Raw genomic sequence first — 22,465 nt, forward strand, 5'->3', positions numbered from 1 at the left:
GAACGCGCAAAATTGAAATTGAGCCGTCCGATCATAGTGAATATCAATCAGCCTGCCCCGGTGATTCTATCTATCACAACCTTGTTTCAAGGGGTATGGAGCGTTTCGGCACGCGGGGCTCAGCTTGCGCAGAAAACCTCAGTTTTGGCTCATCGAGCAAAGCGGTAAAAAGATGCACACTTCAAACCCCTCCAGTCGACCTGTTGCAGGTGATGCCAGAACCATGCTCGCGTTGACGCCTTGCACAATGGTTTTGGCGATCGCCAACCCCAGCCCTGACCCCCCGGCCTCACGGCTGCCTCGCACAAAGCGTTCGGTCAGCCGTTGCAAAACCGGCTCGGGCACGGCCGGGCCACCGTTGATGACGCGAAGCACTGCCTGATGGGTCAGGCTGACCTGAACCGGTTGATCTGCCGCGCCGTACTTGAGCGCATTCTCGATCAGGTTGCGCAACAGGATGCCGAAAGCGTCCGGATCAATCGTCGAATAAACACTGGGCTGTTTGGGCAGTTGCAACTCGATACGTTGCCCGCTGCTGTGATTCCACTCATCCACCACATGGGCCAGCAACGGAATCAGATCCTGCGGGGTTTCGGACAACAGCCCGCCGCCTTCGGCCTTGGCCAGTTGCATGAGCTTTTCGGACAGTCGCGCCAGTTCGCGCAGTGAGTTTTCGATCTTCGCTGCACGCACTTGTAACGGCCCCTCTGGGACTTCGTGGCGCAAGCGCTGGATCTGCGCCAGCGTCGCGGCCAGCGGTGTGCGCAGTTCATGGGCGCTATTGGCGGTAAAGCTGCGCTCGGCCTCCAATGCCTTGCGCAAACGTTCGAGCAGGTGATTAACCGCGTCAGCCAACGGGTCGATTTCAGCCGGCAACCGCGTCACGTTGATCGGTGACAGATCTCCCACACCGCGCGCTTCAACCGCGCGACGATAGGCCAACACGCTGCGCAAGCTGATGCGAACAAACAACCAGGTGCCCAATAGACTGATGGGAATCAGCGCCAGTAACGGCAACAGCAAGGCGAACAAGGCTTCCCGGGCCGCTTCACGGCGATGCCCCAAGGGTTCGGCAACGTCTATGAACAACGTCTGGCGCAACGCACTGGCCCCGTACAGACGATATTTTTTGGTGGTGGAAAAGCCTTCACTCGGTTGTGGGTTGAAGATCTTCGGATTGGCATCGTGAGACTGCATCAGAATCTGACCCTTGGCATCGCGCACCACGTACATCAGGTATTCGTTGTCCATTTTCAGGGTGGCGACATGTTGAGCTTCACGGGGCTCTTCACGATTGCTGATTTCCAGTACCGCCAGGGGCAGGATGCGTTGTGCGGTCTCCTCCAATGCACTGTCGAACGCCTCGTTCAACTCATGCTGCACCACCAGCCAGGCCCCGACGGTCGCGCCCAGCCAGAGCAACGTCATACCCAGCGTCAATCCCAGGCCAAGGCGTTTTTGCAGACTTGAGGGCGACTTCATACGGACGCCAACCGGTAACCCATGCCACGCACAGTCTCAATCAGGTCACGGCCCAGTTTTTTACGCAGTCGGCTGATATAGACCTCAATGGTGTTGCTCTCGATTTCGGCGCCAAACGCGTACAGACGCTCCTCCAGTTGCGACTTGGACAGCAGCGCGCTCGGACGCTGGACAAACGCTTCGAACAGCGCCCATTCACGCGACGTCAGGTCGACGAATACACCGGCGCGCATCACCGTGCGGGCACTCATGTCGACTTGCAAATCAGCGAGTTTGATTTGCGGATTGGGGTTACCGCTGTAACGGCGGGCCACAGCCGCCACGCGGGCCGACAACTCAAACAGGTCGAACGGTTTGACCAGATAGTCGTCGGCCCCGGCGTTGAGGCCGGCGATACGATCGGATATCTGATCCTGAGCGGTGAGGATGATCACCGGTGTTGTGTCTCCGGCTGAACGCTGCTGACGCAAAAAATCCAGCCCGCGACCGTCCGGCAGCATCAAGTCCAGGAGGATCAAGTCATAAGGCGTAGAGCTCACGCTATTGCGTGCATGGTCCAGGCGCTGCACCCAATCAACGGCATGGCCGTCATCGGCGATCTGCTCGCGCACGGCCTCCCCCAGCCCGGCTGCGTCCTCGACCAATAAAACCCGCATCTGGCGCCTCCTGTGATGGTTGTTGTGTCGCACCCTAACCGCCTTACCTGACGTGAATCTGAAGATTCAGCAGGTTTTCAGTATGGCGCAGACAACGAGGACTACCTGCCCGAACGCGCCGCCGAATAGTCATCGCCGATTTATTTCCGGGCCTTTCAGGTTGCTGTCAGCCAACGGGTACAGGCTCTCGCCACAACGCTCAAACAGGACATCCACATGAAAAAAATCATCGCAGCAGGCTGTCTCATTGGTGCCATTGCTCTGCCAGGGTTGGCCCAGGCGCGTGAAGTGACGCTGACCACCCAGCTCAAAAACTACAGCGGCAACGATGCGTACCTGGCGATTTATGTCACAGATGCCAATGGCCAATACCAAAAAACCCTTTGGGTCGCTGGCAAGAAGGCCAAGTACTACCGCCACTTGACCGACTGGGCCCGTGGCAGCGGCATGCAGCGCAGCGAATTTGACGGCGTCAGCGGCGCCAGTGTCGGCAGCGGCCGCACGCTGAAGGTCAGTGTTGAACTGGCAGACGCCTTGATTGATGCCGGGTATCAGATCCGGATCGACAGTGCCGTCGAGGACAAGCGCGAAGGCCGAGCCGACATCAGTGTGCCGCTGACCTCAAAGGGTTCGGGGCAGCCGGTGACTGGCAGCACCTATGTCGATTCGTTTACCTACGACCTGTAGTACCGCCCACTCTGGAGGCCGAACATGCTTCGCCAGTTCCACTCACTGCCCGGTCTGATTGCCGCTCTGCTGGTCATGTTATTGGCCATCAGCGGCGCCATATTGTCCGTTGATCCTGCGCTGGAACGCCTGCACAGCACTTCAACCGCTGCCGGGCAGCTCAGCGTCGGCCAGTTGGCCGGGCGCGTCGCCGACCATTTTCCGGGGGTTGAGCAAATCCAGCGGACAGCGTCCGGGACGGTCATCGTCTATTACCGCCAGGATGGGCGCTCCGGCGCTGAAAAGGTCGATCCACTGACAGGCCAGGGTCTGGCGCCTTACGAGCCGTCCGGCTTCTCGCGCTGGGTCAAAGACCTGCATCGCTCGCTGTTCCTCGGGACACCCGGTCACGGGGTGTCGGGCGTCGGTGCGCTGTTCATGTTGATCCTGTCGGTGTCCGGCGCGTTGTTGCTGGCGCGGCGTCTGGGTGGCTGGCGCAATCTTCTGCGACCACTGCGCGGCACCTTCAGCCAGCGCTGGCACGCCGAAGTCGGGCGCCTGGCCTTGCTCGGGCTGCTGCTGTCGGCCGTGAGCGGGCTATACATGTCCGGCACCACGTTCGGTTTGATCGCCGACGGCACTCAGAACGAGCCGGCCTTCCCCACTCACATCAGCGCCGGCCCGGCCTTGCCTGTGGCCAGCCTGCCAGCCCTGCAGGCCGTCGACCTGAATGACCTGCGTGAACTGGTCTACCCGAGTGCCGACAACCCGCAAGACGTATTCTCTCTGCGCACCGCTCAGGGCGACGGCTATGTCGATCCGGTCAACGGCGACTTGCTGTCCTATCAAGCCCATGACGCGATGCGTAACCTTTACGAGCTGATTTACCAGTTGCACACCGGCGAAGGCCTCTGGTGGCTGGGCCTGCCGCTTGGCCTCTGCGCCCTGTGCGTGCCGTTAATGAGCGTGACCGGCATTCTGCTCTGGTGGCGCCGGCGCAAGGCTGGCGCGAAGATCCAGCACAACAGCCCGGCTCACTGCGCCGACAGCGTGATTCTGGTGGGCAGTGAAAACAACAGCACTTGGGGATTTGCCAAAACCCTGCACGACGCCTTGCACCAGGCAGGCCACCGAGTCCATAGCGCCGCACTCAATGAATGGAAAGCCGATTATCACGGCGCTCAGCGGATACTCATCCTCACCGCAACCCACGGTGACGGCGACGCTCCGGCCTCGGCGTCACAGTTTCTCACGCAACTGAGCCAGGTCGGCCTCACGCCTGGCCAGCCGTTTGCGGTACTGGGTTTGGGGGACAGGCAGTTTGCGCAATTCTGTCAGTACGCCCATCAGGTTCAACAAGCGATGGAACAAGCCGGCGGTTCGCCGTTGCTGGGACTGGAAACGGTCAACCGTCAGTCTCCACAGGAATTTGCTCGCTGGGGCGCGGCCTTGGGCGACGTGCTGGGTCACGAACTGACGTTGGTTCACCGCCCCAGCCACCCGCGCACCCAGCAACTGGTCCTGACCGAATGCATCGCCTATGGCGAGCAAGTCAATGCCCCCACTCACGTCCTGCGCTTCAAGGCAGCCAGCTCACTGCCGAGCTTTCAGGCCGGCGACCTGGTCGGCATTGTCCCGCCGGGCAGCGCGGTTCCGCGTTTTTATTCGCTGGCCAGCAGCGCAGAAGACGGCGTTCTGGAGATCTGCGTACGCAAACATGAAGGCGGCGTTTGCTCTCAGTTCCTGCATGGTTTGAGCATCGGTGCGACGATCGAAGCGTTTATCCAGCCCAACCCGCAATTTCGGCCGGCGTCCGGGACCCACCCGGTCATTCTGATCGGCGCCGGTACTGGCATTGGCCCACTGGCCGGTTTTATCCGCAACAACAAGGCGCGGCACCCGATGCACTTGTATTGGGGCGGACGCAACCCCGCTTCCGACTTCCTCTACGAACCGGAGCTCAACCGTTATCTGGCAGACCGGCGCCTCACCGCCCTGCGCGCCGTTTTTTCCCAGGTTCAGGATCGTAGTTACGTGCAAGACCGGTTGATCAGCGACGCACTCGCGTTGCGCCATTTGATTGAAAAAGGCGCACAAGTGCTGGTGTGTGGCAGCCGAGAAATGGCCAAAGGGGTGATGCAGGCGCTGGATGAGGTCTTGGCACCGCTCAACCTCAGCGTGATCACGCTCAAGGCACAAGGACGCTACCGTGAAGATGTCTACTGATACGCAACGCTACCGTTTGAACGGCGAAACCATGGGCACCCGCTACACGGCCCTGTTCTATGCCGAGCCCGGGATCAATTGTGACGAGATCGGCCTGGGCCTCGCCCATGCGGTACACCGGGTCGATCAGCAGATGTCGACCTGGAAGCCCGATTCCGATCTAAACCGCCTCAATGCCGCTGCCGAGCAGCAATGGCTGTCGGTGCCTCAGGAGCTGACCACGGTGTTGGCCGCCGCGCTGCGGGTCAGTCAACAGTCCAATGGCGCCTTCGATATCGCTGTAGGAGATCTGGTGCAGGCCTGGGGATTCGGCCCCGACGAACCCTCGATCACCGAACAGATGCTCGGTACCGACTCGCCAAAACCTCGACTGTCCGCCAGCAAAGCACTAGAGGTTGATCTGCAACGCAATCAGGTTCGCAAACGTGCGCCGCTGAATCTTGATTTGAACGGCATCGCCAAAGGCTTCGGGGTCGATCAATTGGCTCGCTGTCTGGAAGGGTTCGGCATCACCTGCTATCTGGTCGGCATCGACGGTGAAATGCGCGCCAGGGGCGTCAAACCTGATGCTCAACCCTGGGCCGTAGCCATCGAGAAACCCTGTCGCGGTGTGCGCGAAGTCATGGGGGTGATGGAACTCAGCGACTGTGCCATCGCCACGTCCGGTGACTATCGACACTGGGTCGATATAGGGGGGCAATCCTACGCACACACCATGAACCCGGCGACCGACGCCCCCTTGGCCAACTCACTCGCGTCCGTCACGGTGACGGCTTCCTCGTGCATGCTTGCCGACGCCTGGGCGACGGCACTGATGGTTCTGGGCGACATCGAAGGTCCACGCGTGGCACAGGCACGCGGCCTGGACGCTTTGTTCATTCAGCGCGACCGCGACCAATTCAAAGAAATATCCGTCGTCAGCGGCCAGCTTCAAACGCAGATACAGCCTCTAGCGGTGTAAACGGCGCAATGACAGTTAAAGCCTGTTGGCTCATTAAGTGCGCTCTTTCGCTTGTGCGTCGTTTTTACCGTCCTGTGCGACAGATCCCGTTTCAGGACTCCCGTGCCTGTCCGCTGCAGTGTTAGTTTGTAAATGCATGTGTCTCAGCGCTGAGACACGTCTTATCAACTGCCCTGCAAAGGAATGCCCCCGAGTCATGAATTTCCCTCTCAAGAATCTGGCCGCAACCTCGCTGATGCTGGCCTCATTGTCGCTATTCACGGTGCCGGCTCAGGCCAACATCACCCCGCCACAGAGCGCTGAAATCCTCAAGACCTTCAGCACCGGTTCGGTCACGGATTTCCGCCAGTTCCTCGGTGACCTGGCCAAGAGCGACCTGGCCAAAACGGCCGACATCGGCCCGGCCATCGGCGCGTTTCTCGACAATAAAACCCTGACGGCTGAACAACAGAACGAGATCTATCGCCTGCTCGGCCTCTATGCACGCGTGAAATACAGCGCGGCAGCCACCGAGACGCTGCGCGACCTGGTCCAAATCCCGACCTTTCGCAAGGACGGCGTTGCCCAGCACGACAACCCGGCATTCATCAAGATCGGCGAAAAGATCAAGGGCCTCGCCCAGTCTTTCAACCTGAACTTTCGCAACATCGACAACCGGGTCTATGAGATTTCCCTCGAAGGCACCGGCGATGAAGTCGTCGGCATTCATGCCCATGCTGACGTAGTGCCCGTGACGCCGGAAAACTGGGTACTGAAGGACGGCACCCGTCTTGATCCATTCAAGATCACCCTGATCGGTGACCGCATGTATGGCCGCGGCACCGAAGATGACAAGAACGGCATCGTCGTCACGCTCTACGCGATGAAGGTGATCAAGGAAGAAAAGCTGCCGCTGGCGCGCAATTTCAAGTTGTTGGTGGACACCACCGAAGAAACCACTGGCGACGCGATTCCCTACTACTTCGAGCGCAATCCAACGCCCAAGTACAATTTGGCGCTGGATGGCGGTTATCCAGTGGTGATTGCCGAGAAAGGTTACGGCACGGTCATGGCCCACTTTGCCAAGCGTCAGGCCGAGGGCAAAGGCGCGCAAATCATCTCGATGACGGGAGGCCTGGCGACCAATCAGATTCCTTCGGCGTCGGTTGCCACACTGGTCACTGACCAGCCCGCTGAGCTGGCGGCCAGCCTGCAAAAGGCCGGCGCCGAATACGCCAAACGCAATGGCGGCGATTTCCAGATCAGCAGCAAGGTCGACGGCAAAGACGTCAAGTTGACGGTCACGGGCGTGTCCGCCCACTCCTCCGAACCCGAGTCCGGGGTCAATCCGGTGGCGCGCATGCTCGACTTCATCAACAGCCTTGATGGCAAGGTCGCGCTCAAGCACAACCACATCACCGATGCTGCCCGCTACGCGGCTGACAACTGGGGGCTGGATTACCTGGGCAACAAACTCGGTGTTGGCTTCTCCGACGCCTTCATGGGCCCGCTGACCACGTCGCTGACCTATGTCGCGATGGATGACAACACCTTCAAGCTTGCGGTCAACCTGCGGGTTCCAAAAGGCAAATCACCCGAGAAACTCAAGGCCGAAATCGCTGAGAAACTGGCAGCCTGGAGCAAGAACAGCCACGTTGCCGTTACTTTCGACTATTCGGTCGCCGAACCGATGTACCGCAATCCCGAAGGTGAATGGGTCAAGGCGCTGTTGGCTGTGGCGACTGAGAACCTGGGCATGAAACACGAGTTCGGCACTTCAGCAGGAGCGACCTCGGTGCATGAGTTGCCCAACGGCGTGCAGTTCGGCCTGGCGCGGCCAGACGTCAAGTACACCGGCCATACCGATGGCGAGTTCAAGACCGTGGATCAATTCCAGCTGGATCTGCAAATCGTCACGGAAATGATGGGCCGCATCGGCCAGTTGCCAACACTCTGATTGCAATCTCGAACCCGCCGCCGTGGCGGGTTCGTCTTTTTAATCGCCACATAATCCCCGCCGCTCAGCCTCAGCGTCGAACATTGCACTGCCGGCAAGAAAAATTTGCCATCAGCGATGATTGATAGCCACCTAACGAAAGGTGCATGCTAGAGGGCTCACTCGGCCCTTATATCATTCCGAATGATAGTTACCTTTGCTTCATTCGATTCGTGCCATCCCACCCCCGCCCAGCATCATCCGCCCATCTTCAATACATTGGCGGATCAATCCATGGAACAGTCACTCAAACATTTGCGCTTCCCCTTGGCCATGTTGGCCGTGCTGGTGATGAGCGCTTGCGGCAAGACTCCGGAGACTGCCGCCGCCGCGCCTGCTGCGAAAGTCAGCGTGGCCAAGGTGCTGGAACAACCGGTCAACGAGTGGGATGAATTCACCGGGCGCCTCGAAGCGCCGCAAACCGTTGAAATCCGTCCACGGGTCTCCGGCCAGATCGACGACGTCGCCTTCACCGAAGGTGCGCTGGTCAAGAAAGGCGACTTGCTGTTCCAGATCGACCCGCGCCCATTCCAGGCCGAGGTTCGCCGCCTCGAAGCACTGGTCGCCCAATCCCGCGCCAACGCCACCCGCAGTGAAAACGAGGCGGCTCGTGGCGAGCGTCTGCGTACCAGCAACGCCATCTCCGCCGAGTTGGCTGATTCGCGTACCAGCGCGGCTAAAGAAGCCCGCGCCGCCGTCGGTGCGCTGCAAGCGCAACTGGATCTGGCCAAACTGAACCTGAGCTTCACCCGCGTCACGTCGCCGATCACCGGCCGTGTCAGCCGTGCCGAGATCACCGCCGGCAACCTGGTGACCGCCGACGTCACGCCACTGACCAGTGTGGTCTCCACCGACAAGGTCTACGCCTACTTCGACGCCGACGAGCGCGTATTCCTCAAATACACCCAACTCGCCCGCCAGGGTCAGCGCGGGGCCGGCACCCCGGTGTATATGGGCCTGTCCAATGAAGACGGCAACCCGCACCTGGGCCACATGAACTTCGTCGACAACCAGGTCAACCCGAAGACCGGCACCATTCGTGGTCGCGCGGTATTCGACAACAGCGACGGCCTCTATACCCCGGGTCTGTATGCACGGCTGAAACTGGTCGGCAGCGGCACCTACGACGCCATGCTGATCAACGATGAAGCGGTGGGCACCGACCTGGGCAAGAAGTTCGTACTGGTGATGGACGCGGACAACAACACCGTTTATCGCGCCGTCGAACTCGGTCCGAAGATCGAAGGCCTGCGCATCGTCCGTACCGGTCTGAACAAGGACGACACGATCATCGTCAAGGGCTTGCAACGGGTACGTCCTGGCTCACCGGTCACCCCTGAAGTGGTGCCGATGGCCAGCGAACAAACCATCGCGGCACTCGCACAACAACGTCAAGCGCTGGAAGCCAGCAACCCGCCTAAAGACGCCCCTGCCAAAGGTGCGTCCGGTTCGGTTGCGAAGCTGGCTGCTACGACCCCACGCGGTTAAGGGACGACAACTCCGATGAATTTTTCCCAATTCTTCATTTCACGGCCGATCTTCGCAGCGGTGCTGTCGCTGTTGATCCTGATCGCCGGTGCGATCTCGCTGTTTCAATTGCCGATCAGCGAATACCCGGAAGTCGTTCCGCCGACCGTCGTGGTACGTGCCAACTTCCCGGGTGCCAACCCTAAAGTCATCGGTGAAACCGTGGCCGCTCCGCTGGAGCAGGCCATTACCGGTGTCGAGAACATGCTGTACATGTCCTCGCAATCGACCGCTGACGGCAAGATCACCCTGACCATCACCTTCGCCCTGGGCACTGACCTGGACAACGCGCAGGTGCAGGTACAAAACCGGGTGACCCGCACCGAGCCGAAACTTCCCGAGGAAGTGACGCGCATCGGTATCACCGTCGACAAGGCCTCGCCCGACCTGACCATGGTTGTGCACTTGACCTCGCCGGACAAGCGCTACGACATGCTCTACCTGTCCAACTACGCCATCCTCAACATCAAGGATGAGCTTGCTCGTCTGAACGGTGTCGGTGACGTGCAACTGTTCGGCATGGGCGACTACTCGCTGCGGGTCTGGCTCGATCCGAACAAGACCGCTTCGCGCAATCTGACGGCCACCGATGTCGTCACCGCGATTCGTGAACAAAACCGTCAGGTCGCTGCCGGCCAACTGGGCGCCCCCCCTGCCCCGAACGCCCAGAGTTTCCAGCTGTCGATCAACACGCAGGGCCGCCTGGTCACCGAGGAAGAGTTCGAGAACATCATCATTCGCGCAGGCGATGACGGTGAAATCACCCGCCTCAAAGACATCGCCCGCGTCGAACTGGGTTCCAGTCAATACGCCTTGCGTTCGTTGCTGGATAACCAGCCCGCCGTCGCGATCCCGATCTTCCAGCGCCCAGGCTCCAACGCCATCGACATCTCCAACGAAGTCCGGGCGAAGATGGACGAACTGAAGAAAGGCTTCCCGCAAGGCATGGACTACAGCATCGTCTATGACCCGACGATCTTCGTGCGTGGCTCGATCGAAGCGGTGGTTCACACCCTCTTCGAAGCGCTGATCCTCGTGGTTCTGGTGGTGATCCTGTTCCTGCAGACCTGGCGCGCCTCGATCATTCCTTTGGTGGCGGTGCCGGTATCGTTGATCGGTACGTTTGCGGTGATGCACCTGTTCGGCTTCTCGCTCAACGCCCTGTCGCTGTTCGGCCTGGTACTGGCCATCGGGATCGTGGTGGACGACGCCATTGTGGTAGTGGAGAACGTCGAACGGAACATCGAACTCGGATTGGCGCCGGTCGAAGCCACCAAGCGCGCCATGCGTGAGGTGACCGGGCCGATCATTGCCACGGCACTGGTGCTGTGTGCGGTGTTTGTTCCGGCGGCGTTCATCTCCGGTCTCACCGGGCAGTTCTACAAGCAATTCGCGTTGACCATTGCGATTTCGACCGTGATCTCGGCGTTCAACTCGCTGACCCTGTCGCCGGCACTGGCCGCTGTATTACTGAAAAGTCATGACGCGCCGAAAGACCGCTTCTCCAAATTGCTGGACAAGATCTTCGGCGGCTGGCTGTTCCGTCCGTTCAACCGGTTCTTTGAAAAGGCCAGCCATGGTTACGTTGGTACCGTTCGCCGGGTCATCCGTGGCAGCGGCATCGCCCTGCTGCTGTACGCAGGCCTGATGGTGCTGACCTTCTTCGGTTTCTCCAGCACCCCGACCGGTTTCGTACCCGGCCAGGACAAGCAATACCTGGTGGCCTTCGCGCAACTGCCGGACGCTGCGAGCCTGGATCGTACCGAAGACGTGATCAAGCGCATGTCCGATCTGGCCCTGAAACAGCCAGGGGTGCAAAGCGCTGTAGCGTTCCCGGGACTGTCGATCAACGGCTTCACCAACAGCCCGAACGCCGGCATCGTGTTCGTGACCCTAAAACCGTTCGACGAACGTAAAGACCCGAGCATGTCCGCCGGTGCAATTGCCGGAGCCTTGAACGGCCAGTTCGCCAACATTCAGGAAGCGTACATGGCGATCTTCCCGCCACCGCCGGTACAAGGTCTGGGCACCATTGGTGGTTTCCGTCTGCAAATCGAAGACCGGGGCAACCTGGGCTACGACGAGCTGTACAAAGAAACCATGAACATCATCAACAAGAGCCGCAACGTGCCGGAACTGGCGGGCCTGTTCACCAGTTACACCGTGAACGTGCCGCAGGTCGATGCCGCCATTGACCGCGAAAAAGCCAAGACCCACGGCGTGGCGATCAGCGACATCTTCGACACCCTGCAGATCTACCTGGGCTCGCTGTATGCCAACGATTTCAACCGTTTTGGCCGCACCTATCAGGTCAACGTTCAGGCCGAGCAGCAGTTCCGCCTCGAGTCCGATCAGATCGGCCAATTGAAAGTGCGCAACAACAAAGGCGAAATGATCCCGCTGGCGACCTTCATCAAGGTCAGCGACACCTCAGGTCCCGATCGCGTGATGCACTACAACGGTTTCATCACTGCGGAAATCAACGGTGCAGCTGCTCCCGGCTACAGCTCGGGCCAAGCGGAAAAAGCCATCGAGAAACTGCTCAAGGATGAACTTCCGAACGGCATGACCTACGAATGGACCGACCTGACCTACCAGCAGATTCTGTCCGGCAACACCGCGCTGTTCGTGTTCCCGCTTTGTGTACTGCTGGCGTTCCTGGTGCTCGCCGCTCAGTACGAAAGCTGGAGCCTGCCATTGGCGGTGATCCTGATCGTACCGATGACCCTGCTGTCGGCCATCACCGGTGTGATCATCTCCGGCGGTGACAACAACATCTTCACCCAGATCGGCTTGATCGTACTGGTGGGGCTTGCCTGCAAGAACGCGATTCTGATCGTCGAGTTCGCCAAGGATAAACAGTTGGAGGGGCTCGACCCGCTGGCGGCGGTACTGGAAGCCTGCCGTCTGCGTCTGCGGCCGATCCTGATGACCTCCTTTGCGTTCATCATGGGCGTGGTGCCCCTGGTGTTCTCCAGCGGTGCCGGTGCCGAAATGCGTCACGCCATGGGTGTAGCGGTGTTCTCCGGGATGCTCGGGGTGACCTTCTTCGGTCTGTTGCTGACGCCAGTCTTCTACGTACTGATTCGCAACTTTGTCGAGCGCAGCGAAGCGCGCAAAGCGGCCAAAGCTCTGAAACTGGAGGCGCAACAATGAGTCTGAAAGTCTTCCTGCCGAGCCTGCTGGTGCTGGCACTCAGCGCCTGCGCCGTCGGTCCCGACTACAAGACCCCGGCGACGGAAGCGGCCAACATCACGACCGCCACCGACGGCGCCAACGGTCAAAAAAACTTTGACCGTTCGAAATTCGAAGGCATCTGGTGGCAGCAGTTCGACGATCCGACTCTCAACCAGTTGGTGACCCAATCGCTGCAAGGCAACCGAGAACTGCGCGTGGCGTTCGCCCGCTGGAAAGCCGCCCGAGCGATCCGCGACGACGCCAGCAACGACGCAATGCCGACCATTACCAGCCGCGCCAGCAGTGATCTGGCCAAGGGGCAGATTCCCGGTCAGACCACCAAACGGGTCAGCAGCGAACGCTATGACCTGGGCCTGGACATGGCTTGGGAGCTGGACTTGTTCGGTCGCATCCAGCGCAATCTGGAAGCCAGCGACGCCGACCAACAGGCCGCCGAGGCCGATCTCTACCAACTGCAAGTCACCATGATTGCCGAACTGGTGGACGCCTACGGTCAACTGCGCGGCGCCCAACTGCGGGAAAAGATCGCCGTGGCCAATCTGAAAAACCAGCAGGCGTCGCGCAAGATCACCATCAGCCTGCGTGACGCCGGCGTTGGCGATCAGCTCGATGTCGAACGTGCCGATGCGCGTCTGGCCTCGGTCGAAGCCAGCGTGCCGCAACTGCAGGCGGAACAGGTTCGACAGAAAAACCGTATCGCCACCCTCCTGGGTGAGCGTCCGGACAAGCTGACCGTCGATCTGAGTCCAAAAGACTTGCCGGCGATTGCCAAGGCCCTCCCAATCGGGAACCCGGGCGAACTGCTGCAACGCCGTCCGGACATCCTCAGCGCTGAACGCAAGCTGGCCTCGGCCACGGCGCGGATCGGCGTGGCCAAAGCAGACCTGTTCCCACGGGTCAGCCTCAGCGGTTTCCTCGGCTGGACGGCCGGGCGCGGCTCGCAGATCGGTTCTTCGGCGGCCAGTGCCTGGGCACTTGGCCCTAGCATTACGTGGGCAGCCTTCGACCTTGGCAGCGTTAGAGCGCGCTTGCGCGGCGCCGATGCGGATGCCGAAGGCGCCTTGGCGACCTACGAGCAACAAGTGCTGTTGGCACTGGAAGAGTCGGAAAACGCGTTCAGCGATTACGGCAAACGCCAGCAACGCCTGATCTCGCTGATCCGTCAGAGTGAATCGAGCCGCAAGGCCGCTGACCTGGCAGAGATTCGTTACCGCGAAGGCACGACGGACTTCCTCGTGCTGCTCGACGCCCAACGTGAACGTCTGAATGCCGAAGACAGCCAGGCCCAGGCCGAAGTCGATTTGTATCGCGGCATCGTCGCGATCTACAAGGCGCTGGGGGGTGGCTGGCAGCCAGAGACAGTCGCCATTCAGTAAGAGTTGTTAAAGAGCTCCTTTGGTTGGCCGCAACCAACCAAATTTTTTGCCCCGCGTATCATTCGGTCGCGGGGCTTTTTTGTGCCTGATCTTTTTTGTTTTCCAGAATCGTGACTGTGGCGGTGGTACCTGCCCGCAAGCGGTTCTTGCCGGCATAGTCACCGTCGATTTCGATCCGTACTGGCACCCGTTGCGCCAGTTTTACCCAGGTGTAACTCGGATTGATGTTGGCCAGCAGGCGACTGCCCGGGGCGTTTTCACGGTCGGCGATGGCGAAGGCGATGCTCTGCACCGTGCCCCCGAAGGTTTCACCGCTCATCAACTGAACCCGCACCCGATCGCCTTCCTCGATTCGCGGCAGTTTGGTTTCTTCGAAATAGCCGCTGATGTAGAACGAATCACTGTCGACCAGCGCCAACAGCGCCCCACCGGCCACCGCGTAATCACCCTGACGCGTCAACAGGTTGGTGACATAGCCGCTGACCGGCGATTCGACACGAGTACGCTGCAGGTCCAGTTGCGCTTGAGTCAGTGCGGCAATCGCCAATTGCACGTTGGCTTCGGCCAGCCCGAGATTGGCCTGATTGCGCAACAGATCAGCCTGGGCAACAGCCACATCGGTACTGGATTTTTCCCATTCCTCCCCGGAGATGGCAAAGCCCTGTTTGAGCTTACGCCGCCGGCGCTCTTCGCTTTGACGCTGTTTGAGCAGTGCTTCACTGGCAACAATCGCGGCTTGCGACTGCCCCAGTGTGGCCTTTGCCACTTCAACCGCGCGCCGCGAATGCTCTACCGCCAAGCGGTAGCGTGCCGGATCGATTTCCATCAACAGCTGGCCTTTGTCGACATGCTGATTGTCCTGCACCGCCAGACTGACGATGCGTCCCGAAACATCAGCCGATAAGGTCACCACGTCCGCCCTCACCCGGGCATCCCGGGTCCACGGCGCGCGGGTGTAATGCTCCCAGGCAAACCAGCCGAGCACGATTGCCAGTATCACCACCGCCAACGTCGTCAATCGAGCAAGTAACACTTTCAAGGCATCAGGCTCCCATCAGCAAAATCAGCGTGGCACAGACGCAGACATACAACGCGCCCTCAAAAAGTGCTTCATGCCAGACCCGTCGCATCACCCCCAGTCGGCGCAAAACCCAGTCCAGCAACATGAATATCGGTATGGCCAGCAACAGGGCCTGGGCAATCGGTGGCAGATAAACGCCGCCAATCTCGAAATCAATGGGCAAGGGCTGGCTCTCCTTCCGGGGCATTACGTTGCAACTGTTCGCCATGGCGCTCAAGGAATGAAACGACGATCATCAAAGCTACACGCATGCGGAACACCGACCATAAATGTTCATGACTGGCGACGTGCAAATCATCCAGCTCATCCCCCAACCCGTGCAGCTTGACCAGCAACGGCGCCAGTTGTGCGTCGTGGCGACCCGCCACAAAGCGCCCGGTCTTGCGCAGGCTTGAAGACAAGCGCTGGCTGAACGCATCCGTCAGCAGTGCATTGTTCTGCGCCTGCTGCCTGAGTTGGTGGGTGGCCACACCCAAGGCTACGCACGCCAGACTGATTTCATATAGCTGCTGCATGGCGCGGTCATTTGTTGCCGGCAACAAGCCAAGCATGCTGGTAAGGCGATCAACCATGCGGCTTTCGAAGGCGAATTGTTGTTGGTCGGTAGGCGGTGTTTTGGTCAGTTCATAAACCTGCTCGCGCGCCTCGTGATACAACCGGCGAACTCGCCAGACCGGGCGAAACGGAAAAATCCACGCATAGACGATCAGCGCCAGCATCGCCGCGCTGACGTAAGCACCGGCAAACTCGAACCATTGAATGGCCGTGTTCTGCCCGGTGCCGACATTCTGTGGGCCGAGGAGAAGAAAACTCGACAGCCCAAGGCCCATACCGATTCCGGCAGTCGCCGGGCTCGCCAAACCCACCGCGATCACGTAAAGCAGAGGGGCAAGTATCAACGCCAGCAACTCGAAATCGCTGATCGCCGGCACCAGCATGAACTGATAGACCGCCGAGACCACAAGTGCCAACCCCAATCCACGGGCATAACTTTGCGCGGCCATCAGCGGTCGCGGGAAAGTCGCCATGAGCGAACAAAGAATCCCTACCAGAATCATCCCGCCCCGAGCGCCGTCCCAGGCCGTTTCGATCCAGATCAGCCCGGCCACCAGCAAGGCGGTGAAGGCTCGTATGGCGTTCATGGTGGCCAGCGTGAAATCCAGATGCAGTGGGCTGGCCTGACCGCGATAAAGGCAACTGGCCTCGCGCCCCTCCTGAATCGCGTCGCTCAATTCCAGTATTTGCTCCAGTTGCTGCAATAGCCGCGCCTGCTCCCAGCGCAACGCCCAAGCCAGTGACCGCAGGGGGGCGCTCAGGTCTTCGGTCAACTGTTCAGTCTGGTAAGCCAATGCTTCGAACTGCTGTTGCAGCGTGACGAAGTGATGCCGCGTCTCGGCAGACATAGACCTCCCCTGCTCCGCCAACTGATCGAGAAGCGCCAGTTCAGCGGCACGCAGGCGCTGGACATTCTGCGGCAAATCGCCCTCCCAGCGCTCGGTGAGCAGTTCGCGCTGATGCCTCAATGCGGTCAACCGAGACGTCAGCAACATCAGCTGGTTGCCCAATAGCAGCACCAGATTGTTGGCACTGCGCAATCGTGGCGCGTCGAAATACAGGTGGCGCCGCAGCCCTTCAAGGACGCTGATTTCACCGAGCAACTGCATTTGTCGGCGCTGAAATTGGGCTTCGCTTTCTTCTGTGCGAATCACTGCAGCGGCGTGGCTGGCGACGAGTTTGATCACTTGGTCGACCTTGGCGAAATACCCCTTGGCCACGGCTTCCGGGCGCGCCGTGAGCAAGCTGACCACACAGACACACGCCACGGCCAGCAGGGTCTCGGTGACGCGGGTGATGGCCAATAGAAAGGTGCCGTCCTGATTGGGAATAGCCAGTAATGCCACCACCACAGCGGTATAGCCACTGAGTACAAATGCCTGGGAGCTGGTGTAGCGCAGCAAGGTGCCGCCTGCCGTGCACAAGGCCAGCCACAAGGCCAGCGTGGTAATGAATGGCAGCGGCGCCTGCGGGAAAATCGCCATGATCAACACCGCGACGGCCGCCCCCAGGGTGGTACCGATCACCTGACCGAAACTGCGCGCCAACGCCATCCCTGCCAGCGGCTGGCTGACAATGACGACCGCCATGATCGACCACTTGGGTTGGTCAAGATCGAACACAAACGCCAGATACAGCGTCAGCAACCCCGCCGCGATGGTGCGCAAGGCAAACAGCAGGATCGCCTGACCGGGATGTATCACGGCCTTGAAGTAATTGAGCAGGGCTTGCATGGGCACACTCGTCGAAACAACTCCTCCAAGCGTAGACACTGCCTTGAAAACTTCACGACTCACAGAGTCGACGCGACTTGTAGGCCGATTCGCATGTATCGGGTTTGACTCACAGGCCGGGCTGACCGAAGCTTGCCGCTGCGCTCAAGTTCGCCTGTTTTCGGAATCCTGCATGCTCAAGTCCCGCCGTTACCTGCTCATCAGCCTTGGCCTCGTGCTGGTCATCACCGTGGCCTGGTTATCCCTGCGCAGCAGCGCCCCGGTGATCCCGGACGCGATCAGGCACGGTTACAGCGAAGCGCTGAGCGCCGCCCGTACCGGTCAAGCGGGCGCGGCACGTCAGTTGTATCAACAATTGGGGCGTGCCGATCTGTCGGTCAAGCGACGCGTCTGGCTGCATGACGAACTGGCTAACTACCCCAGTCCGCTGGCCTTGAAACTCGCCGATGCGGACCTGCAGAACAAATCGCCCAAGGTGCGTGCAGCGGCAATCAACAGTGTGCTTGGACTGGTTCCGGGCGGTGAACGCAGCCTGTTGCTGGGGCCGATGCTTGATGATGAAAATCAAACCGTCCGTTTTGCCGCGATCAACGCCCTGCTCGGTTTGACGCCTGATGAGCTAGGCCTGTACTTCGCGCCGCTGCAGCAGGCGATTGACGGCTGGGAGCAAGTGCTCAAGGGCCAACCTGAAAGTGCAGCCAACTATGCGCAACTGGCTCGCCTTTACATCCATAACGCTGAACTCAAAAACGCTCAGATTGCACTGGACAATACGCTGCGTCTGGAACCCGGCAACCTGCAGGCGCTGGTCATGCAGATCGATGTGCTTGACCGCCAGGGACAGACTGACGCCGCCCGACAATTACTCGCCCGACAGCTCAAGGCCCAGCCAGACTCCGCGTATCTGCAACATGCCCTCGGTCTTTGGCTGCTGCACCACGGTCAGCGTGAATACGCCCTGCTCGGCTTGTCCAAAGCGGTCGAACTGGAACCTGACAACAAGGATTACCGCTACGACCTCGCCACCACTCTGCACAGCGCCGAGGAACTGGAGGCCGCGCAAAAGCAGTTGCAGGAAATCGTTCAGCGTCATCCCGCTGATCGCAAAGCACGGGTGTTGCTGATCAATTACTGGAAAGAGAGCGGCCAACTGCAGAATGTGCAGGTTCTGCTGGCCCAACTCGAACAACTGAACCCCGACGATCCCGCGTTGCAGCAAGGGCTCTGAACGAGCGTTCAAAGAAAATTCTGAACCGCCATCTCGCCAAGGGGTCAAGTAGATCAGGCGACCGCTTTCGATAAAGCGCCTCGACTCCCCTAGTCATGAGAGGGCATTTTTTGTCTACATCTAACGCGTTGATCAGTGCAAAAGCCGCTACCGGCATTGTGGGTATGGACGACATCCTGGCCGGTGGTTTATCTCGCGGACATGTGTTCTTGCTCGAAGGTGAGCCCGGAACCGGCAAAACCACGGTCGCTCTGCATTTTCTTATGGCAGGCGCACTCGCCGGCGAACGCTGTTTGTACATTACGCTGTCCGAGACCGAGCGTGAGTTGCGCCAAGGGGCGCTCTCCCACGGCTGGGAGCTTGATGACAATATTGAAATTTTCGAGCTGACACCGCCTGAAAGCCTGCTCAATGCCGAGCACCAGCAGAGCCTTTTGTACTCCTCCGACCTGGAACTGGGCGAAGCGACCAAGCAGATTTTTGAAGTGGTTGAACGCTTCAAGCCGACACGCGTGGTACTCGACAGCCTTTCCGAAATTCGTTTGCTGGCGCAAAGTTCCCTGCGCTACCGCCGGCAAATCCTGGCGATCAAGCATTACTTCGTACGCTACGACGCCACGGTCTTGCTGCTCGACGACCTGACCACCGAATCACTCGACAAGACCGTACACAGTGTCGCCCACGGCGTGATTCGTCTCGAAGAGATCACACCCAACTACGGTGCCGAGCGCCGCCGCATTCGCGTGGTCAAGTATCGCGGCCAGAAGTACCGTGGTGGTTTCCACGACTTCACCATCATGGGCGACGGCGTGCATGTGTTCCCTCGACTCGTGGCCGCCGAACACCGCGGCGACTATGCGCGCCTGCAATTGACCAGCGGCATCAAGGAAATGGATGCCCTGCTCGGGGGGGGCATTGAAGCGGGCTCCAGCACCTTGATTCTTGGTCCAGCGGGTACCGGTAAATCGCTGATCTCGATGATTTTCGCCGCCGCAGCCGTGTCCCGCGGTGAGAAAGCAGCGCTTTTTATTTTTGATGAAGAGCTGGGGTTGTTGTTCGAGCGCATGAAAAACATCGGCATCGACCTCAAGGCCTTACAGGCCACGGGCAATCTGCTGATCGAGCAGGTCGATGCCGCCGAACTGTCGCCCGGCGAGTTCTCTCATCGTGTGCGCCGATGCGTCGATGAAGGCAATATCAAAACCGTGGTGATCGACAGCATCAATGGCTACCAAGCCGCGATGCCGGAAGAGAACGCCCTCGTGCTGCACATGCACGAATTGTTGCTGTACCTGAACCGCAAAGGTGCCGCGACGTTTATGACCGTCGCCCAGCATGGGCTGGTCGGCGATATGCAGGCGCCAGTCGATATCACTTACCTGGCCGATACGGTGATCCTTTTGCGCTACTTCGAAGCGATCGGCAAAGTTCGCCGGGCAATCTCGATCATCAAGAAACGTACCGGCAGCCATGAATCGACAATCCGCGAATACCGTATTTCGTCGCAAGGCATGACCATCGGCGAACCGCTGGACGCTTTTCAAGGCGTACTGCGCGGTGTGCCGACCTACCTTGGTGCGAGCAAACCTTTGCTTTCGGAAGATAACTTGTGACGCAGACCATGCCGCTGGCCGAACAGGCGCTGATTCTGGCACCGGTGGGCCGCGACAGCCAAATTGCGCTGATGATCCTCAACGAGGCCGGTTACGGCGGCCTGATCACACCCGATCTTGGCTCGCTGTGCGCTCAGCTTGAGCAAGGTGCCGGCCTGCTGCTGATCGCTGCCGAAGCCTTGCATGGGCCAGAGCTGGAAGCGTTGTTTGTGTATCTGGAACAACAACCGGCGTGGTCGGACCTGCCGATCATATTGCTCACCCACCATGGCGGGCAGCAACAAGCGCCCTCCTCGCACCTCAGTAGCCAGTTGGGCAACGTCACGTTTCTTGAACGCCCGTTTCATCCGGCCACGCTAGTCAGCATGGTTTCGACTGCCCTGCGCGGTCGACGTCGACAGTACGAAGCCCGCGACCGCCTGATCGACCTGAGCGAAAGCGAACGCCGCCTGCAATCAACCCTCGAAACCCTTGAGCAACAAGTCGAAGAACGCACCGCGCAGCTTCGCCATAACGAAGAAGCATTGCGTCAGTCGCAGAAAATGGAAGCCGTCGGACAGCTTACTGGCGGTATCGCCCACGACTTTAACAACATGCTCACGGGGATCATCGGCAGCCTGGAGCTGCTGCGCCGACGCCTGGCCCGAGGGCGCACCGAAGACCTCGACAGCCTGATCGATCTAGGCGTGACCTCTGCCAACCGCGCCGCCGGCCTGACTCACCGTCTGCTGGCGTTTTCGCGTCGGCAGTCGCTCGACCCCAAAGCGGTGCAGATGAATAGCCTGGTGCTGTCGATGGGCGAACTGCTGCAACGCAGCCTCAACGAAAGCATTCATCTGGACATGCGCCTGGACGACAAACTGTGGGTCGCCGAGGCCGATCCCAACCAACTGGAAAGCGCCCTGCTCAACCTGGTGATCAATGCCCGCGACGCCATGCCCGAGGGCGGAAAACTGGTGGTAGAGACGAGCAATCAGGTGCTGCACCGTGAGTTCACCGAGGCCTATCCCAATCTTGAACCCGGTGATTATGTGATGTTGAGCGTCACCGACAACGGCAGCGGCATGCCCAAAAGCGTGATCAACCGTGCATTCGATCCGTTTTTCACCACCAAGCCGATCGGGCAAGGCACCGGGCTGGGCCTGTCGATGATTTATGGCTTCAGCAAGCAGTCGCGTGGACATGTCTCGATCGACAGCGAAATCGATGAAGGAACCACCGTCAACCTCTACCTGCCGCGCTTTCGCGGTGAAGAACGTGAGCACCCCGCCCGCGATACCCTCCAGGCCCCGCATGCAATGGATGGCGAAACCGTGCTGATCGTCGAGGACGACCCGGCGGTTCGCTTGCTGGTCAGTGCCGTGCTCAGTGAGTTGGGTTACGCCTATGTGGAGGCCGCGGATGCCGACGCTGCGGTGCCGATTATCAACTCACCTCAGCGTATTGACCTGATGATCAGCGATGTCGGCTTGCCAGGCATGAACGGACGGCAACTGGCGGAGATCGGCCGGCAATACCGACCGGGGCTCAAAGTCCTGTTTATCACCGGGTACGCCGAGCATGCGGCCGTACGTGCAGGTTTTTTGGACTCGGGCATGCAGATGATCACCAAACCCTTCACCTTTGATCTGCTGACGGCCAAGGTACGCGAGATGATCAAAAACTGAACACGGAAAAGTAGAAGCTGCCGCAGGCGCCGATCTTTTGACTTTGAACAACAAGATCAAAAGATCGGCGCCTGCGGCAGCTTCTCGTGCGGATTCAGTTCAACGAGCGTGGCTCAAGCCAGCAACTCCTGAATCTTCTCCTGCAACACATCCAGATCGAACGGTTTTTCCAGAATCGGCGCCTTGAGTGTGATCGGGCTGCCGGTTTCGCGGATTTCCTGCGGATAGCCGCTGATGAAAATCACCTTCAGATCAGGTCGCAACTTCACGGCGGGCTCGGCGATCTGCACGCCGGAGATGCCGCCGGGTAAGCGGTAGTCGGTGATCAAAAGGTCCAAATGTGGCTTGCTCGCGAGGATTTCGAACGCCTGCTCTCCGTTTTCGGCCTCGAGCACGCGATACCCTTGATCCTTTAGATAAATGGAAAGAATCATCAAGATATTCGGTTCGTCTTCGACGATAAGTACTACATCTTGTGCATCTACGCTCATGGGAAGCCTTTGTTCGGTCAATAGCTGCTG

General features: G+C 59.6%; 16 protein-coding genes. 10 read left to right on the forward strand and 6 right to left on the reverse strand.

All coding sequences use genetic code 11. The annotated features are described in order from the left end of the window. Window positions 1-138 precede the first annotated feature (138 nt). Complete coding sequence (locus tag AACY18_RS03480; RefSeq protein WP_339464267.1) at window positions 139-1,482, reverse strand: sensor histidine kinase; 1,344 nt, start codon at window positions 1,480-1,482, stop codon at window positions 139-141. Beyond that, complete coding sequence (locus tag AACY18_RS03485; RefSeq protein WP_221729819.1) at window positions 1,479-2,138, reverse strand: response regulator; 660 nt, start codon at window positions 2,136-2,138, stop codon at window positions 1,479-1,481. The genes AACY18_RS03480 and AACY18_RS03485 overlap by 4 nt, the downstream gene beginning before the upstream one ends. A gap of 216 nt (window positions 2,139-2,354) precedes the next feature. Between AACY18_RS03485 and AACY18_RS03490 the strand changes: the two genes are divergently transcribed. From AACY18_RS03490 to AACY18_RS03520, 7 genes are all read left to right on the forward strand, one after another. Then, window positions 2,355-2,825 (forward strand): DUF2271 domain-containing protein, encoded by a 471-nt coding sequence (locus AACY18_RS03490; RefSeq protein WP_339464268.1) that lies wholly within the window; start codon window positions 2,355-2,357, stop codon window positions 2,823-2,825. A gap of 24 nt (window positions 2,826-2,849) precedes the next feature. Then, entirely contained in the window at window positions 2,850-5,030 is a 2,181-nt protein-coding gene (locus AACY18_RS03495) for a PepSY domain-containing protein (protein WP_339464269.1), read from the forward strand. Then, complete coding sequence (locus tag AACY18_RS03500; RefSeq protein ID WP_339464312.1) at window positions 5,020-5,991, forward strand: FAD:protein FMN transferase; 972 nt, start codon at window positions 5,020-5,022, stop codon at window positions 5,989-5,991. The genes AACY18_RS03495 and AACY18_RS03500 overlap by 11 nt, the downstream gene beginning before the upstream one ends. A gap of 196 nt (window positions 5,992-6,187) precedes the next feature. Beyond that, window positions 6,188-7,927, forward strand: a complete 1,740-nt coding sequence (locus AACY18_RS03505) for a dipeptidase (protein WP_339464270.1) — start codon at window positions 6,188-6,190, stop codon at window positions 7,925-7,927. A 273-nt stretch (window positions 7,928-8,200) separates the two neighbouring features. After that, window positions 8,201-9,454, forward strand: coding sequence for a multidrug efflux RND transporter periplasmic adaptor subunit MexE (gene mexE, locus AACY18_RS03510; RefSeq protein ID WP_339464272.1), 1,254 nt, complete (start codon window positions 8,201-8,203; stop codon window positions 9,452-9,454). Window positions 9,455-9,469: 15 nt separating this feature from the next. After that, entirely contained in the window at window positions 9,470-12,649 is a 3,180-nt protein-coding gene (locus AACY18_RS03515; protein ID WP_339464274.1) for an efflux RND transporter permease subunit, read from the forward strand. After that, window positions 12,646-14,067: a TolC family protein gene (locus AACY18_RS03520; RefSeq protein WP_339464275.1), complete on the forward strand. Its 1,422-nt coding sequence runs from the start codon at window positions 12,646-12,648 to the stop codon at window positions 14,065-14,067. The genes AACY18_RS03515 and AACY18_RS03520 overlap by 4 nt, the downstream gene beginning before the upstream one ends. Window positions 14,068-14,125: 58 nt before the next feature. Here the strand turns inward: AACY18_RS03520 and AACY18_RS03525 are convergent, their stop codons facing one another. Genes AACY18_RS03525 through AACY18_RS03535 form a run of 3 tightly spaced genes read right to left on the reverse strand, consistent with a single transcriptional unit; the run spans window position 14,126 to window position 17,436 of the window. Continuing rightward, the gene (locus AACY18_RS03525) at window positions 14,126-15,106 is read right to left on the reverse strand and encodes an HlyD family secretion protein (RefSeq protein ID WP_339464277.1); all 981 of its coding nucleotides are present in this window, start codon (window positions 15,104-15,106) and stop codon (window positions 14,126-14,128) included. Between the two features lie 4 nt (window positions 15,107-15,110). Continuing rightward, entirely contained in the window at window positions 15,111-15,311 is a 201-nt protein-coding gene (locus AACY18_RS03530) for a DUF1656 domain-containing protein (RefSeq protein ID WP_339464278.1), read from the reverse strand. Beyond that, window positions 15,301-17,436 carry an FUSC family protein gene (locus tag AACY18_RS03535; protein ID WP_339464280.1) on the reverse strand — a complete coding sequence of 712 codons (2,136 nt, stop codon included), beginning with the start codon at window positions 17,434-17,436 and terminating at the stop codon, window positions 15,301-15,303. Before AACY18_RS03535 ends, AACY18_RS03530 begins: the two co-directional genes overlap by 11 nt. A 172-nt stretch (window positions 17,437-17,608) precedes the next feature. On the opposite strand from AACY18_RS03535, the gene AACY18_RS03540 reads away from it, so the two are divergent. From AACY18_RS03540 to AACY18_RS03550, 3 genes are all read left to right on the forward strand, one after another. Further along, window positions 17,609-18,664: a tetratricopeptide repeat protein gene (locus tag AACY18_RS03540; RefSeq protein WP_339464282.1), complete on the forward strand. Its 1,056-nt coding sequence runs from the start codon at window positions 17,609-17,611 to the stop codon at window positions 18,662-18,664. 110 nt (window positions 18,665-18,774) lie between these two features. Next, the gene (locus tag AACY18_RS03545; RefSeq protein WP_339464283.1) at window positions 18,775-20,277 is read left to right on the forward strand and encodes an ATPase domain-containing protein; all 1,503 of its coding nucleotides are present in this window, start codon (window positions 18,775-18,777) and stop codon (window positions 20,275-20,277) included. Beyond that, window positions 20,274-21,944 (forward strand): response regulator, encoded by a 1,671-nt coding sequence (locus AACY18_RS03550; protein WP_339464284.1) that lies wholly within the window; start codon window positions 20,274-20,276, stop codon window positions 21,942-21,944. Before AACY18_RS03545 ends, AACY18_RS03550 begins: the two co-directional genes overlap by 4 nt. A 113-nt stretch (window positions 21,945-22,057) precedes the next feature. Here AACY18_RS03550 and AACY18_RS03555 read toward each other — a convergent pair whose 3' ends face one another. Further along, window positions 22,058-22,435 carry a response regulator gene (locus AACY18_RS03555; RefSeq protein WP_221729806.1) on the reverse strand — a complete coding sequence of 126 codons (378 nt, stop codon included), beginning with the start codon at window positions 22,433-22,435 and terminating at the stop codon, window positions 22,058-22,060. Window positions 22,436-22,465 lie beyond the last annotated feature (30 nt).

This window comes from Pseudomonas sp. EA_65y_Pfl2_P74 (genome assembly GCF_963970575.1).
In the GTDB taxonomy this organism is placed as follows: Bacteria; Pseudomonadota; Gammaproteobacteria; order Pseudomonadales; family Pseudomonadaceae; genus Aquipseudomonas; species Aquipseudomonas baetica_A.

What these genes read in the sequence shown, in the direction of transcription:
- mexE (WP_339464272.1), top strand. Translation starts at nt 8,201, where the DNA reads ATGGAACAGTCACTCAAACATTTGCGCTTCCCCTTGGCCATGTTGGCC.
- AACY18_RS03535 (WP_339464280.1), bottom strand. Translation starts at nt 17,436, where the DNA reads ATGCAAGCCCTGCTCAATTACTTCAAGGCCGTGATACATCCCGGTCAG.
- AACY18_RS03485 (WP_221729819.1), bottom strand. Translation starts at nt 2,138, where the DNA reads ATGCGGGTTTTATTGGTCGAGGACGCAGCCGGGCTGGGGGAGGCCGTG.
- AACY18_RS03495 (WP_339464269.1), top strand. Translation starts at nt 2,850, where the DNA reads ATGCTTCGCCAGTTCCACTCACTGCCCGGTCTGATTGCCGCTCTGCTG.
- AACY18_RS03520 (WP_339464275.1), top strand. Translation starts at nt 12,646, where the DNA reads ATGAGTCTGAAAGTCTTCCTGCCGAGCCTGCTGGTGCTGGCACTCAGC.
- AACY18_RS03505 (WP_339464270.1), top strand. Translation starts at nt 6,188, where the DNA reads ATGAATTTCCCTCTCAAGAATCTGGCCGCAACCTCGCTGATGCTGGCC.
- AACY18_RS03480 (WP_339464267.1), bottom strand. Translation starts at nt 1,482, where the DNA reads ATGAAGTCGCCCTCAAGTCTGCAAAAACGCCTTGGCCTGGGATTGACG.
- AACY18_RS03555 (WP_221729806.1), bottom strand. Translation starts at nt 22,435, where the DNA reads ATGAGCGTAGATGCACAAGATGTAGTACTTATCGTCGAAGACGAACCG.
- AACY18_RS03540 (WP_339464282.1), top strand. Translation starts at nt 17,609, where the DNA reads ATGCTCAAGTCCCGCCGTTACCTGCTCATCAGCCTTGGCCTCGTGCTG.
- AACY18_RS03500 (WP_339464312.1), top strand. Translation starts at nt 5,020, where the DNA reads ATGTCTACTGATACGCAACGCTACCGTTTGAACGGCGAAACCATGGGC.
- AACY18_RS03515 (WP_339464274.1), top strand. Translation starts at nt 9,470, where the DNA reads ATGAATTTTTCCCAATTCTTCATTTCACGGCCGATCTTCGCAGCGGTG.
- AACY18_RS03490 (WP_339464268.1), top strand. Translation starts at nt 2,355, where the DNA reads ATGAAAAAAATCATCGCAGCAGGCTGTCTCATTGGTGCCATTGCTCTG.